Source organism: Pseudoxanthomonas sp. (assembly GCF_035999195.1).
GTDB lineage: Bacteria > Pseudomonadota > Gammaproteobacteria > Xanthomonadales > Xanthomonadaceae > Pseudoxanthomonas_A.
In genome coordinates this window covers 1282735-1297649 of the sequence record NZ_DASYGY010000009.1, presented here as the reverse complement: position 1 = coordinate 1297649, position 14915 = coordinate 1282735, and the positions used below count along the sequence as shown (strand labels likewise).

Sequence of the window (14915 nt, the reverse complement as noted above, 5' to 3'; positions counted from 1 at the left end):
CCGCCGTTACTTCGCGTACTGACCGCCGCAGGCGCTGTCCTCGCCGGGACCGGCCTCGAGTGTGGCCAGCAGCGCGGCGGGCGGTGCGATGCTGCCCAGCGCGACCGCCACCGCACCGCGCAGGCCAAGGCGCTTGAAGTCCGGCCGGAACGACGGATCCTTGAACGTGCCGTCGACCACCAGCGGCGAACGCAACGCGAGGATGCTGCGATCCTTCGGGCGGGGCCGCAGCTCCAGGTCCAGCGTCTCGTCCTTCAGGCTGATCCGGCCGGTGCCGACGATGATGGTGTCGCTGGTGTCGAACGCCAGCGCGCGCGCCTGCATCACGCCATCGTTCACGGCGAAGTCGCCGAACGCGCAGCGCACCGGTACGGTCTTGTCTCGGGTGACCAGGAACTTCAGGGCTTCGGCGATATCCAGGCCCGCCAGTTCCATCAGCAGGTTGCTGATCTGTCCGCGACCCATGCCGAGCGCGATGTCGCCATCCGCGGTTCCCAGGATTCCGGCGACCGAATTGCCGGTGCCGGTCACCTTGATGTCGCCGCCGATGCGACCGATGGCGGTCTGCGTCAGTTCGGCCTGCGGGAACAGGTCGCCGAGATCCAGCCCGCGCGCGGCAATGGTCGCCTGCGTCCGGATGGTGTCGCTGCGCGCATCCATGCGGATCTGCGAGCGAATGTCGCCCTTGGCCACGCCGAAGTTCAGCGGCTCCAGCCGCAACAGACCGGCGTCGAGCAGCAGGTGCGCGTCCATGTCCTCGATGGGCAGGCCCGGCGCGTTGATGCGATGCGCCTTCCAGCGCACGTCGGCATCCATCGCGCGCAGCTTGGTGAGGTTGTAAGGCGTATCCGGCAGCAGGCGCGTATCGGCGGCCAATACAGCGGCTTCGCTGCGCTGCTCGCCGTTGCTGGCCTCCCCGCCGCCCGTCTGTGGTGGTGCGCCGACGAACCCCGCCAGGTCGTCGAAGTCGAGCCGCTTCGACACCAGGTTCGCGTTGAGCAACGGGCGCGCGCGACCCACCGTCACGCTCGCCGATCCGGCCAAGTCGCTGTCGCCGACCACGCCGGTGAAGCCGTCGTAGCGCCAGCGGTCGCCGTCGCGGCGGAAGCGCCCATCCAGCCGGTACGGCGGCGTGGGCGGCGTGGCGATGCCGATCAGCGGGAAGAGGTCTTCCATGTCCTCGCCCGCCAGCCGCAGCTGCAGATCGAAGTCGCGGAGGCGGAAGGGATCGGTGAGCGTGCCGCGCGCATGCGCGCGGGTCGGGCCGGCGGTCGCGCGCAGGTCGATGCGGTACGGCCGCCCGGTGTCGCGCAGCGCCAGCGGCGAGCCCACCTCGCCCCGCAGCGATAATGCATTGCCTGCCCAGCGACCCTTGCCCTTCAGCTCGACGGCCGACGGCTGCTCGGGCGTGGCCTGACGAAGGGTGGACAGCCGGATGTCGAGATCGGTCCTGCGCGCGGGATCGAGGAAAAGCAGTCGTCCATCGTCGATCCGCAGGTCGCGGTAGCGCGTCCGGCGTTCACCCGTGCGGTCTCCGAACACCCAGTTGCCGGTGCCCTCCGGCCCTCTTTCCAGGCGCAGCTGCGGGCGGGTAAGGTGGATGCGGGGAATGCGCGTTTCGCGCCGGAAGATCAGCGGAAACATCTCCACGCTCAGTTCCGCGCGGTCGACTGCTGCCATCACCGGGACCTTGGACCAGGCGGCGTTGCCGAACGTCAGCGCGTCCGCGCGCACGGTGGTCACCCGGCCCAGGTCCACGTCCAGATCGCCGGCGATCTGGAAGCCTCGGCCGGTCTGCCATTCGACGATGCGCTCGATCGGCCGCCGAAGCCAGTTCCACTCGAACAGGATCGCCAGCACCACGATCGTCGCCCCCAACACACCGAGTGCGATCGCAGCGGTGCGCGACGGCGGACGCAGGACGAAGCGGCGGCGGGAGGGGGGCGCGTCGTGCATGGCCCCATGGTGTGTGCCGGCATGTTCACGTGCCGCGAAGCGCGGCCCCGTGATTCACGCGCGGGACACGAACGTGGACGCGCGGTTCACGCCAGCCGCGGCATCAGCACTTGTTGAGTGACGGCGACGAAATGGCAGACGCTGCCGCCGATCACGAACAGATGCCAGATCGCGTGCGAATAACGGATCGACTCGCGATGGTAAAAGAAGGTGCCCAGCGTGTAGAACAGGCCACCGGCCAGCATCCATCCCAGCGTCACCGGGTCGACCGAGGTCAGCAACGGCTTGATCGCCACCACCACCAGCCAGCCCATCGCGATGTAGATGATCGTCGACAGCAGCTTGAAACGGCCGGTATAGAAGAGCTTGAACACCACGCCCGCGAACGCCAGCGTCCAGATCGCGATGAACAGGCCCCAGCCCCATGGCCCGCGCAGGCCGATCAGGGTGAACGGCGTGTAGGTGCCGGCGATCAGCAGGTAGATCGCGCAGTGGTCGAACACCTTCAGCCGTCCCTTCGCCACCGGGTGCTGGATGGCGTGGTACAGCGTGGAGGCGGTGTAGAGCAGCAGCAGGGTCACGCCGAAGACGATGGACGCGCCCAGTTGCCAACCGTCGCCATAGATGGCCGCCAGGGTGATCAGCACCGCGCCGCCGGCCAGCGCCAGCACCGCGCCCAGGCCGTGGGTCAGCGCGCTGGCGATCTCGTCGCGCAGGTCGATCAGGTGGTCGGCGCGCTTGCGCGCGCGCAGGGTACGTAGCGGAGTGGGGTCGGTGCTCATGGCGGCAAAATTACCGCAACGCAGCAAGCGGCGCATCCCTGTGCCCGCCGTGGATTCAGCATGGCTGCGCCGAAAAGCGTTTTGATCGGCACGGATACACGCGGATAACGGCAGATAAAGCCTTTCTCATCGGCCTTATGCGCATTTATCCGCACTTGTCCGTGTCTTACTTCTTCAGCCCAGGTCCACGCTGTGTGCGTGCTCGCGGGTGGCCAGGAACTGCACGTCCGGCGCCCGTTCCTGCGCCAGTTGCAGGTTCACCCGCGTCGGCGCCAGGTAGACAAGCTCGCCGGCGGCGTCCAGCGCCAGGTTCATCGCGTTCTTGTCGCGGAATTCTTCCAGCTTCTTCGCGTTGTCGCAGCGGATCCAGCGCGCCGTGGCCACGCTGACGTTCTCGAACGACGCATCCACGCCATACTCGTCCTTCAGGCGGTAGGCCACCACGTCGAACTGCAGCACGCCCACCGCGCCCAGGATCAGGTCGTTACTCATCAGCGGACGGAAGAACTGGGTGGCGCCTTCCTCGCTCAGCTGCGCCAGGCCCTTCTGCAGCTGCTTGAGCTTGAGCGGGTCGCGCAGGCGCGCGCGGCGGAACAGTTCCGGCGCGAAGTTGGGAATGCCCGTGAACGACAGCGCCTCGCCCTCGGTGAAGGTGTCGCCGATGGAGATGGTGCCGTGGTTGTGGATGCCGATCACGTCGCCCGGATACGCCTCGGCGGCGATCTCACGGTCGCTGGCCATGAAGGTCAGCGCGTTGGCCAGCTTCATCTCCTTGCCGCTGCGCACGTGGAAGGTTTTCATGCCGGCCTCGAAGCGGCCCGAGCAGACACGCATGAACGCCACGCGGTCGCGGTGCTGCGGGTCCATGTTGGCCTGGATCTTGAAGACGAAGCCGGTCAGCTTGTTCTCGTCCGGCTGTACCTCGCGCCCTGTGGTCTCGCGCGGCTGCGGCGAGGGTGCGTGCTCGACGAAGAAGTCCAGCAGCGGCTGCACGCCGAAGTTGTTGACGCCCGAGCCGAAGAACACCGGCGTCTGCCTGCCGTCGAGGTAGGCCTGCTTGTCGAACGGATGGCTGGCGCCCTGCACCAGTTCCAGTTCGTCGCGCAGCTGCGCCAGCATCTCGGCGCCGATCTTTTCGGCAAGACCCGGCGCGTCGAGCGACGGGAAGATCGTCGAGTCCTGCCGCGTGAAGTTGCGGCCCGGTTCGTACAGATGCACTTCGCCGGTGATCAGGTGCACCACGCCCTTCAGGCGCTGGCCCATGCCGATCGGCCAGGTGACCGGCGCGCACTGGATGCCCAGCACGCTTTCCACTTCGTCCAGCAGTTCGATCGGATCCTTGCCTTCGCGGTCCAGCTTGTTGATGAAGGTCATGATGGGCGTGTCGCGCAGGCGGCAGACTTCCATCAGCTTGATCGTGCGTTCCTCGACGCCCTTGGCCACGTCGATGACCATCAGCGCGCTGTCCACCGCCGTCAGCACGCGGTAGGTGTCCTCGCCGAAGTCGGCGTGGCCCGGCGTGTCCAGCAGGTTGACGATCTTGCCTTCGTACGGGAACTGCATCACCGACGAGGTGACCGAGATGCCGCGCTCCTTTTCCAGCGCCATCCAGTCGGACGTCGCGTGGCGCGCGGCCTTGCGGCCCTTCACCGAGCCGGCCATCTGGATGGCGCCGCCGAACAGCAGCAGCTTCTCGGTCAGCGTGGTCTTGCCGGCGTCGGGGTGGGAAATGATGGCGAAGGTGCGGCGGCGTGCCGCTTCGGGCGCCACGGGGCTGTTCGGATCGGACATGGGGCGGGCGCCCGGGCGGGCGTGGCGGAAGCGGGGAGGGGGCGCGATTATAGCGGCCTGCGCCGGCCGGATCGCCGTCGCGCGCTCAGCGGCTGGACGGGAACTGCAGCTGTCCCAGCGGCCCGAACATGCGGAACGGCACCGATTCCAGCCGCATGCCGCGGTTGGCCTGCACCACGAAATGCAGGTGCGGCGCGGTCGAGAAGCCGGTGTTGCCCGACAGGCCGATGTACTGGCCCTTGCTGACGTACTGGCCCACGCGCACCTGGGCGCCCTCGGCCTTCAGGTGGGCGTACAGCGCCATGCTGCCGTCGGGGTGCAGGATGCGGATGAAGTTGGCGCGGCCGCCGTATTTCTCGCGGTTCAGGCCGGCCTTGTCGAAGTCGGACTCCACCTGCATCACCAGGCCCTCGCGGGCGGCGACGATCCGCGTGCCTTCGGGCACGGCGAAGTCGACCGCGTGCAGGTTCTGCGCGTCGCTGTGGCTGAAGCGCCCGCCCGGCCCTTGGTCCACGCGCACGCGGCCGTAGTCGAACGGCAGGCGGTACTCGTAGTCCTGCGGCCGGCTGGCCGGATCGCCGGGCATGCCATCGAGGGTCAGTTCGAAATCGCCGCCGCGCAGCGGATCGGTCACGCTGATATCGGCCACCCGCACGCTGCTGCGCGCCGGCACCACCGCGCGTGCGGGCAGGGCGGGTGCGCTGCGGACATCGCGCTGGCGGCGGAAGCCGAGCTGCACTTCCACCGGCCCGTGCATCAGGTTGTCGGCCCAGGCTTCGTAGCGCCCGCCCTGCTTCTCCAGGCGCAGGCGGACCAGCGCGCTGGGCGGATTGCGGAAGCGCATCACGTCCACCCCGCTGCCGGCCAGCTGGTCCGGCGGGGGCGGCTGGTCGCCGTACTGGGTATAGCCTTGTTTGTCCTTCCAGCGGTACAGGCGCGCGGCGTCAGCGTCGCCTGCGCTGCCGACCAGCACGGCGATGCCGCAGGCCAGGGCCAGCAGGCGCGCCTTCACCGCGGGCAATCGCCTTGCAGGTCGAGCGCGCGGGCGATGTCGCGCAGGTCGAACGCGGCCAGCGCCACGTCGTTGTGCAGGGCGAACAGCGCGCCCGCCGGGAAGCGCGGCGTGGGCATCGCGTAGACGGTCTCGCCGTCGGTATTGGCGGTCACCTGGCCGGAAAACACTCCGGCCGGCGCCAGCGTGGCGCGCTCGAACAGGCGGAAACGCGTGGGCGTCAGCTGGTCGACCGTGACCCAGTAGCCGCCGTCGGCGCTGCACGACCACAGCGCGATGCCCTCGGCATCGGCGTCGAACACCGGCAGGCTGTGGCCGTTGTAGGTGCCGGTGGCCAGCCGGTAGTCGCGCAGCGTGGACCCCACACGCCGGTCCTCTTCGGCGACCAGCAGGCGCCCGTGCGCCGGGTCCCCGGCGATCGACTCGACCATGCGCAGCGCGCCGGCGGGGCCGGTGTCGCCGAACTGGCCGAGCAGGCGGGTTTCCAGCTTGCCGCCGTCCTCGACGCGGACCTGGAAGCGCTTCACGCGACCGTCCAGTTCGGCCATCGGCGGCAGCGTCATGGTGCGGAAGTCGGCCATGTAGCTGTCGGTGACGAACAGCTCCAGTTCGCCCGGGGCGGTCTCGTGCACCCACAGGCCGTACGGCGAGCGCAGCACGTCGGCGCCGAACGCGCCCAGCGGGGCGAATTCCGGCAGCCGGAACGCCTGCACGCGATGGTTGTCGCGTTCGGCCACGAACAGCAGGTCGCCGAACACGGCAATCCCGTTGGGCCGGTTGAACTGGCCCACGGCGCTGCCGGGCCCGCCGACGGTGCGCAGGCGCTGGCCGCTGTCGGCGTCGTAGAGCGCCAGCCGGTGGGTCGCCTTGGCGGTGGCGATCAGCCAGACCTGGCCGTCTTCCGTCGGCCAGGCGACCAGCGAGTCCAGCTCGTCGCCCGCCACGGGGTCCGAGATCCAGGCCTCGGCCACCACCGCATCGGCGGCCGTTTTCGGGGCCGGCGCGGGCGGGGTGGAGGTATGCAGCGGGGTGGTGGAGCAGGCGGCCAGGCAGGCCACGCAGAGAGCGCCAAGGACGGATTTCAATGTCATGTCAGGAATTATGCGGCATTGCCGCACCGGTCGGCGGCGAGATGGCGGTCAATATTCATCGCTTCATCCGAATAAAGCGATTGACATCCTTGGCGGGGGCAGGCAAAGTCCGTCCACCATCGAGACCGGCAGAGGGACAGGCCCGAAGAAGCCGGGGCAGCCAGCGACGCGCAAGCGCCGTGGTGGTGCCAAATCCTGCGGGGACCTCAGCGTCTGCCGGAAGATGGTTCGTACCGTGCCCTCCGCACGGCGAACGCGAGCTCCGCGAAGCTCGGTGGTGCAGTCCCGTCCCGCCAGGGATCACGCCCACCGGATGCCGCCATGAGTTACGCCAGCCCCGCCCTGAACCGCATGCCCGAACCGTCGTTGATCGACGGCTTTCCGTTCCCGTCCACGCAGGACGACGGTCCGCGCGCGCTGCGCGGCGAAGTGGTGGTGGAACTGGCCATGCGCCACGCCGGCACGCGCGCGGTGACTCTGCGTTACGAACTGCAGGGACCGGTCGGTGCGCCCGTGGTGTTCGTCGCCGGCGGCATCTCCGCGCATCGCCACCTGGCGGCCAGCGACGTGTTTCCCGAAAGCGGCTGGTTGAACGACCTGGTCGGCGCGGAGCGCGCGCTGGATCCCTCGCAACGCCGACTGCTCGCCTTCGATTTCGTCGGTGCCGACGGTCGCCTCGACGCGCCCATCGACACCGCCGACCAGGCCGACGCCATCGCGAAGCTGCTGGCGGCACTCGGCATCGCGCGGCTGGAGGCCCTCGTCGGCTATTCCTACGGTGCGCTGGTCGGTCTGCAGTTCGCCGTGCGCCACGCCGAGCGGATGAAGACGCTGGTCGCCGTCAGCGGTGCGCACCGCGCGCATCCGTACGCGGCGGCGTGGCGCGCCCTGCAGCGCCGTGCGGTGACGCTCGGCCAGCTGCAGTGCGCCGATGCGCAGGGCCTGTCATTGGCGCGCCAGTTCGCCATGCTCAGCTACCGCACGCCGGAGGAATTCGGCGAGCGCTTCGACAGCGCACCGGAAATCGTCAACGGCCGCGTGCGCGTGGCCGCCGAGGATTACCTGGACGCCGCCGGCGCGCAGTACGTGGCGCGTACGCCGGTGACCGCCTATGTGCGCCTGTCCGAATCCATCGACCTGCACCGCGTCGATCCCGCCGAGGTCCGCGTGCCCACGCTGGTGGTCGCGGTGGAAGGCGACCGCCTGGTGCCGCTGTCCGATTCGGTCTCGCTGGTCGAAGGCCTCGGCACGCTCGGGCAACTGCGCGTACTGCGTTCGCCCTACGGCCACGACGCCTTCCTGAAAGAAACCGACCGCATCGATTCCATACTCACCTCGGCCCTGCGCGCCGCCGGAGACCTCGCATGAGCAGCTACGCCCCCACCGACACCGACGCGCCCTGTCGTCCCGCCACTGCCGCCGTCCGTGCCGGCATCGACCGCGACACCGCCTATGGCGCGGTGACGCCGCCGATCGTGCTGTCGTCGAACTTCAGCTTCGCCGGCTTCGCGCAGAAGCGCGAGTACGACTACACCCGCAGCGGCAACCCGACGCGCGACCTGCTGGCCGAGGCGCTGGCCGAGCTGGAAGGCGGCGCGGGCGCGGTCATCACCGCCACCGGCATGGGCGCCATCACGCTGGTACTGAACGCGCTGCTGCAGCCGGGCGACCGCCTGGTGGTGCCGCACGACGCGTACGGCGGCAGCTGGCGCCTGTTCAATGCGTTGGCGAAGAAGGGCCACTTCGAGCTGATCACCGCCGACCTGACCGATCCGCGCTCGCTGGCCGACGCGCTGGCGCAGTCGCCGACGCTGGTGCTGATCGAAACGCCCTCCAACCCGCTGCTGCGCATCACCGACCTGCGCTTCGTCATCGACGCCGCACACAAGGCCGGCGCGCGCACCGTGGTGGACAACACCTTCCTGTCGCCGGCGCTGCAGACGCCGATCGCATTCGGCGCCGACGTGGTGCTGCACTCCACCACCAAGTACATCAACGGCCACAGCGACGTCGTCGGCGGCGCTGTGATCGCGCGCGACGCCGACACTCACCAGCAGCTGGTGTGGTGGGCGAACGCGCTGGGCCTGACCGGCTCGCCGTTCGACAGCTTCCTCACGCTGCGCGGCCTGCGCACGCTGGATGCGCGCCTGCGTGCGCACCAGGAGAACGCCACCGCCATCGCCGCGCTGCTCGACGCGCACCCGGTGGTGTCGAAGGTCTATTTCCCCGGACTGGGCTCGCATCCCGGTCACGCGGTGGCGGCGCGCCAGCAGAAAGGCTTCGGCGCCATGCTGAGCGTCGAACTCGACGGCGGCGAAGAGGCCGTGCGCGCCTTCGTCGAAGGGCTGCGCTACTTCACCCTGGCCGAATCGCTGGGCGGTGTGGAAAGCCTGGTCGCGCATCCGGCCACCATGACGCATGCCGCGATGACGCCGGAAGCGCGCGCCAAGGCCGGCATTTCCGATGGCCTGCTGCGCCTGTCCGTCGGCATCGAAGCGACCGACGACCTGCTGGCGGACCTCGCCGCCGCCCTCGTGCGCGCCGAGGCGGTGGCGGCCGAATCCAAACGCAAACTCGCCGACGCATGAGCACCGTCGTCCGCCTGGCGACCGCGTCGCGTACCGCACCGACGCTGGCGCTGCTCGGCACCGGCGTGGTGGGCAGCGCGTTCGTCGCGCGCCATCAACGCCTGCAGGCGCAGGGGCTGGCGGTGCCGGCGCTGGCATGGCTGGCCAATTCGCGCGTGCTGCATGCCTGCGGGGGTTCCGCGCAGCAGGCGCTGGAAGCGGCCAACCAGGCGTCGGCGTGCGACGGCGACATGCCGCCCTGGGCGGAAGGCGAGGCCTTGCGGGCCGGCGACATCGTGGTCGATGCGACCGCGAGCGACAGCGTTGCCGACTGGCACGCGGAATGGCTGTCGCGCGGCGTGCACGTGGTGACGGCCAACAAGCTCGGCGTCGGGGGTGCGCTGGCGCGCGCGCAGGCGATCGCCCGGGCGCGCGCGGATTCCGGCGCCGGCTACGGCGATGCCGCCACCGTCGGTGCCGGCCTGCCGCTGCTGCGCAGCCTGCGCGCGCTGGTGGCCGGCGGCGACCGCATCCACCGCGTCGAAGGCGTGCTGTCCGGATCGCTGGCGTGGCTGTTCAACCACTACGACGGCATGCGCGCGTTCTCGGGCTTCGTCCGTCAGGCGCGCCAGGCCGGCTACACCGAACCCGATCCACGCCTGGACCTGTCCGGCGAAGACGTGCGCCGCAAACTGCTGATCCTCGCCCGTGCCGCCGGCCTGCCGTTGCAGGCCGAGGACGTGCGCGTGGAGTCGCTGGTGCCGGCGGACCTGGCGGCGCTGCCGCTGCCGGCACTGGACGCGGCATTGCCGCAGCTCGACGCGCCACTGGCCGCGCGCTTCAAGGACGCCTACCGCAACGGCGCGCGCCTGCGCTTCATCGGCCGCTTCGATGCCGAACGCGCCAGCGTCGGCCTGCAGGCGCTGCCGCTGGACCATCCGCTGTGCGGCGGTGGCGGCACCGACAACCGCGTGGCGATCTACAGCGACCGCTATCCCGAACAGCCCCTCGTCATCCAGGGGCCGGGCGCGGGTGCCGACGTCACCGCCGCTGCGCTACTGGACGACGTGCTGGCGATCGGGGCGTGAGTGGAGAGGAGTGAGGAGTGAGGAGTGAGGGGCAGCGCCGGTGGCGCCGCGCGTCAGGAGCAAGCGCTTTTCGCTCACTCCTCACTCCTCTCCACTTACTGCTGCCTCAAGGCGATGCTCCTTTTCAGCGCAGCGCTTCGAGCAGGGCAGCGTTGAAGCGCGCCGGGTCCTCGACCTGCGGCGAGTGGCCCAGGTCGGCGAATTCCACCAGCCTCGCCTTCGGGATTGCCGCCGCCGCGCGCCTGCCCAGCGCCGGGTAGTCGCCGATGCGTTTCGCCACCTCGGGTGGCGCGAGGTCCTTGCCGATGGCGGTGCGGTCCTTCTGGCCGATGAACAGCGTGGTCGGCACCGCGATCTTCGGGAACTCGTGGACCACCGGCTGGGTGAACACCATGTCCGACGTCAGCGCCTGGCTCCACGCCACGGCCTCGCGTCCCTCGCCGGCGTACATGCCGCCGAGCATCCGCACCCATTGTTCGTACTCCGGCTTCCAGGCGCCGTCGTAGTACACCGTGCGCTGGTAGTCGCGGATGCTGTCGAACGAGGTCTTCTGTTCGCGTGCGTACCAGGCATCGACGCTGCGCCACGGCACGCCCTCAGCCTTCCAGTCCTCCAGTCCGATCGGATTGACCAGCATCAGCCGCTCGGTGGCGTCCGGATACTGCAGTGCATAGCGGGCGGCGAGCATGCCGCCCATCGAGTGGCCCACGATCACGGCGCGCTCGATGTCCAGCGAGGCGAGCAATGCCTGCGTGTTGGCCGCCAGTTGCCCGAACGAATACTGGTATCGCTGCGGTTTGCTCGACTTGCAGAAGCCGATCTGGTCGGGCACGACGACGCGGTAACCGGCGCCGGTCAGCGCGGTGATCGCCGCTTCCCAGGTGGCCGCGCAGAAGTTCTTGCCATGCAGCAGCACGACGGTGCGGCCGTTCGGCGTAGTCGGCGCGATATCGAGATAGGCCATCTCCAGCGGCTGCGCCTGCGAATCCAGGGCGAAGGTCTTCACCGGATGCGGATATTCGAAGCCTTCCAGGCGGGCGCCGTAGATTGGCAGCGGCTCCGCCTGTGCCATGGCGCTGGAGGCGAGCAGGACGGCGAGCGCGGCCGGCATCGAGCGTGGATTCTTCATGCAGCGGTCTCTGCGACGGGGCGGGACAGCGTATCGCGGACGCGTTGCGTGGACGTCAATCCCGGGGCGCGGATGGCGACCGATTCGTGGACGGATGATGCGGACCCCGCAGCGCCAGATGGCCGCTGCGCACCAGCTCGCCGGGATCGCGTCGTGCCTGGTCGGCATCGATCGCGGGCAGCGGCAGCGGCGTGGTTTCGTACAACGCCCAGCCATTGCGGCCGTGCGCCTTCACTTCGTAGAGCGCGCGATCCGCGAGCGAGACCAGTTGCTCCCAGCCCAGCAGGTCGGGCGCACCGGGAAACGGCGGATAGCCGATCACGCCCAACGATGCGGTCACCCGCAGCTGCGTGCCGGCGACGTCGACCGGCTCGGCGGCGATCGCCGTGCAGATGCGCCGCCCCAGCGCGTGCAGCTCGTGGCGCGGCATCGGCCGGAACACCATCAGGAATTCCTCGCCGCCCCAGCGGATGACGTAGTCGCCGTCGCGCGACAGCGTGCGAAGGCGGTGCGCCACCGTCTGCAGCACGTGGTCGCCGGCCTGGTGGCCGTGGCCGTCGTTGATCGACTTGAAATGGTCGATGTCCAGCAGCACGAAGGCCAGCACGTCCACGCCGGCGGCGAAGCCGGGCATGCGCTGGTAATAGGCGATGTCGGCGGGCAGTTGCCGGGTCAGGTAGCGGCGGTTGTGCAGACCGGTCAGCGGATCGGTGAGGCTGATCGCCTCCAGTTGCCGGTTGGCCTGCTGCAGGTCGCGCGTGCGCTGCTGCACCAGCCGTTCCAGCGCCACGCGGCGGTTGTGGTGGCGACGCAGCACCCAGCGGTTGGACAGTAGCACCAGGACGCCAAGCACGAGGGCCAGCAGCAGGTAGAACCACGCGCTTTCGTAGAAATACGGCGCGATGGCGAAAGCCTGCGTGGCTGCGGCGCGCCCGGACAGGCCGCTGTTGTTGGTGCCGAGCACCTCGAACACGTAACGGCCCGCCGGCAGGTTGGTGTAGGTCGCACTGCGCTGGTGCGGATCGTCCAGCAGCTTCCACGCGTCGTCGTACCCCCTCAGGCGATAGCGGATGTCGATGTGGTCCGCGGCCTGGAAGCTGAGTGTGGTGAACTCGAAGCGCAGGTCGCGCGCGGCGCTGGGCAGCGCCCATTCCGTCGCGCGCTCGGCGGGTCGCCACTGCTCCTGCACCTGCACGCGTTCGATCACCGATTCGGGCACGTAGGCGTTGTTCAGGGGTTGGTCGGTCGCCATCACCACCACGCCGTCGCGGGTCGGCAGCCACAGCGCGTTGTCGACCAGGAAGCCCCGGCTGTTGCCGGCGCCGTTGCAGCAGTCGCCCTTCTGTCCACCGTGGCGATCGCCGCGCTCGTTGAGCAGCGTCCGCGCGCTCACCTGGAATGCGGGGTCGTCGGCGGCGCTGAGCAGGTCGGCCACCGGCACGCGGTAGATGCCGCGCAGGCCGCCCGCCCACAGGAAGCCGCGGGCGTCTTCGGCGAAGAAGAACGGCGCGTTCGCCGGTATCCCGCGTGCCTTGTCCAGGCGCGTCCAGCGGCGTCCGTCGAACAGCAGCATCATTTCTTCCGACAGCGCACCGGCCAGCCACTGTCCGCCGGCCAGTTCGTGCAGGGAGACGATGTGCGGTGCGTCCAGTCCCGTGCCGGTCAGCGGAAGGGGGACCAGGCGCTCGTCGACGAACTCGTACAGCCCGCTCTGCGTGCCGACCAGCAGCCGGCCATCGCGGCTTTCCAACAGCACGCGCACGCGCACGTCGCGCAGGCCGGCGCGCTCGCCGTAGTGGTGCAGGCGGTCCACGCCCTCGGTCCACCGGTACAGGCCGGTACTGGTGGCGAACCACAGTCGCCGTTCCCGGTCGCGCACGATGCCGTTCACCTGTGCGGCGTCCATCGCCGCCAGCGCGCGCGGACGCTGCACGCGGCCATCGCGATACAGCGCGGCGCCGTCGCGCGTGCCGATCCAGGTCTGCCCGTTCTCCGGCAGCAGGCTATAGGCGGCCGGATGGGGCAGCTCGCTGCCCTTGACCAGCGAGCGGAAGCGGCCGTTTTCCAGCACGCTCACGCCGTCGTCGCTGCCGACCCAGACGCGCCCATCCGGCGCCTGCGCGATGGACCACAACAGGGGCTGGTGCAGACCCTCCGCGCGGCTGTAGCGCCGGGTCCAGCCATTCCACGCCCGGCTGACGCCTTCGTTGTTGCTGCCGAACCACAGATTGGACTCGCGGTCCTCATGGAAGGCGCGGATTTCCGCCAGCGGCCCGGTCGCCGGGATCCGCTCCAGCAGCCGGCCCTTCTGCAGCCGGTAGAGCAGGTTGCGGGTGCTGGCCCACAGGATGCCGTCGCGGTCTTCGTGCAGGGCCTGCACGCCGCCGCTGACGGCCGCCACGGTGGGGTCGCGCCGCCAGTGCGTGCCATCGAACACGAACAGGCCCGTGTCGCTGCCGGCCCACAGGCGGCCGTCGTGGCGGGCCAGCGAGGTGACCGTGGCGGGGGAGGGTGCGGCGGGCAGCTTCAGCACGCGCTGGCCGGTGCCATCGAAGGCGTGCACGCGCCCGCGTGCGCCGACCCAGAGCGTGCCGTCGTCGTCCACGTGCAGGGCGAGCGCGCCGCCGTCGTCGATCGGATGCAGCGTCTGCAGGCGGTCGGCCACCACGACCATGACGCCGCGGGACGTGGCCAGCAGAAGGCGGCCGCGGACGTCGCGGGCCAGGGCGCGCACGTCGACGACGCCCGCGGCTTCGCCGGGCGCGAGGGGCAGCGTCTTGATGCGGTTGCCGTCGCGCACGGCCAGTCCCTGCGGCGTGCCGATCCACAGGCGACCGTCGCGGTCGGTATGCAGGGCCTGGATCCAGGTGCTCGGCAGTTCCGGCGTGTTGTCGAGATCGAAGTTGGTGAAGCGGACGCCGTCGAAGCGGCTCAACCCCGCCTGCGTGCCGAACCAGAGGTAGCCGGGCTTGTCCTGGGCGATGGCCAGCACGCTGAGCTGGGGCAGGCCCTGTTCCAGCGCCCAGTGGTTGCGCACGTAGTGGTGGAACGACTTGGACGGATCCAGCGCCTGCGCCGACGGGCAAAGCCCAGCTATCCCGCCCAGCAGGGGCAGGCACCAGGCCGCCAGTCGGCGCCGCCACGATGGCCAGCCGCGGCGGGACGTGTCCGTGGATTCGGACAGGGCGCGTCTCCGGTAAGTAGGTTTACCAAGAACGGTATCGGCGGGGTTCTGCAGGCCTAAAGGGGCAGGGGCCCGGGCCGGTGCAGGGTCGTACCGTGGTGGTGAAAACGCGGTGCGCGGCGCTTGGTGGCCAATCCGGCCGAAGTCAGGTGCCCGGACAAGGCCACGGCCGCATGCGGGGCGTGCGCCGGTGTGTCGAGTCCAGGGTTTCGCTGGCGGGATTTCGTTCGTGGTGAGCCCGTCGAACCACGCTCTTTGCGGACGACCGGCAGATCAAGGCAGTCCCGCTCTACCGTGAAAAGCGTGGTTCGACAA

10 protein-coding genes and 1 riboswitch are annotated in these 14915 nt (G+C 69.8%); of the genes, 3 read left to right on the top strand and 7 right to left on the bottom strand.

What is annotated here, in order from left to right; genetic code table 11:
* Nucleotides 1-6: 6 nt before the first annotated feature.
* From VGN58_RS13185 to VGN58_RS13165, 5 genes are all read right to left on the bottom strand, one after another.
* The gene (locus VGN58_RS13185) at nt 7-1956 is read right to left on the bottom strand and encodes an AsmA family protein (RefSeq protein ID WP_327483652.1); all 1950 of its coding nucleotides are present in this window, start codon (nt 1954-1956) and stop codon (nt 7-9) included.
* An 86-nt stretch (nt 1957-2042) separates the two neighbouring features.
* Nucleotides 2043-2738, bottom strand: coding sequence for a PAQR family membrane homeostasis protein TrhA (gene trhA, locus VGN58_RS13180; protein ID WP_327483651.1), 696 nt, complete (start codon nt 2736-2738; stop codon nt 2043-2045).
* Nucleotides 2739-2912: 174 nt separating this feature from the next.
* Nucleotides 2913-4529, bottom strand: coding sequence for a peptide chain release factor 3 (locus VGN58_RS13175; protein WP_327483650.1), 1617 nt, complete (start codon nt 4527-4529; stop codon nt 2913-2915).
* Between the two features lie 85 nt (nt 4530-4614).
* Nucleotides 4615-5541: a M23 family metallopeptidase gene (locus tag VGN58_RS13170; protein ID WP_327483649.1), complete on the bottom strand. Its 927-nt coding sequence runs from the start codon at nt 5539-5541 to the stop codon at nt 4615-4617.
* The gene (locus VGN58_RS13165) at nt 5538-6632 is read right to left on the bottom strand and encodes a phytase (RefSeq protein ID WP_327483648.1); all 1095 of its coding nucleotides are present in this window, start codon (nt 6630-6632) and stop codon (nt 5538-5540) included. Before VGN58_RS13165 ends, VGN58_RS13170 begins: the two co-directional genes overlap by 4 nt.
* Before the next feature lie 113 nt (nt 6633-6745).
* Nucleotides 6746-6862: riboswitch (SAM riboswitch) on the top strand.
* 121 nt (nt 6863-6983) lie between these two features.
* On the opposite strand from VGN58_RS13165, the gene metX reads away from it, so the two are divergent.
* The 3 genes from metX to VGN58_RS13150 are packed head-to-tail and all read left to right on the top strand — an operon-like array spanning nt 6984 to nt 10287.
* Nucleotides 6984-8000: a homoserine O-succinyltransferase MetX gene (gene metX / locus VGN58_RS13160; RefSeq protein WP_327484660.1), complete on the top strand. Its 1017-nt coding sequence runs from the start codon at nt 6984-6986 to the stop codon at nt 7998-8000.
* Entirely contained in the window at nt 7997-9220 is a 1224-nt protein-coding gene (locus VGN58_RS13155; protein WP_327483647.1) for an O-succinylhomoserine (thiol)-lyase, read from the top strand. The genes metX and VGN58_RS13155 overlap by 4 nt, the downstream gene beginning before the upstream one ends.
* A complete protein-coding gene (locus VGN58_RS13150) occupies nt 9217-10287 on the top strand; it encodes a homoserine dehydrogenase (protein ID WP_327483646.1) in 1071 nt (356 codons plus the stop codon). The genes VGN58_RS13155 and VGN58_RS13150 overlap by 4 nt, the downstream gene beginning before the upstream one ends.
* A 124-nt stretch (nt 10288-10411) precedes the next feature.
* On the opposite strand, the gene VGN58_RS13145 is transcribed toward VGN58_RS13150, so the two are convergent.
* The gene (locus VGN58_RS13145; protein ID WP_414710791.1) at nt 10412-11416 is read right to left on the bottom strand and encodes an alpha/beta fold hydrolase; all 1005 of its coding nucleotides are present in this window, start codon (nt 11414-11416) and stop codon (nt 10412-10414) included.
* Nucleotides 11417-11471: 55 nt separating this feature from the next.
* Complete coding sequence (locus VGN58_RS13140; RefSeq protein ID WP_327483645.1) at nt 11472-14453, bottom strand: two-component regulator propeller domain-containing protein; 2982 nt, start codon at nt 14451-14453, stop codon at nt 11472-11474.
* Between the last annotated feature and the right edge of the window lie 462 nt (nt 14454-14915).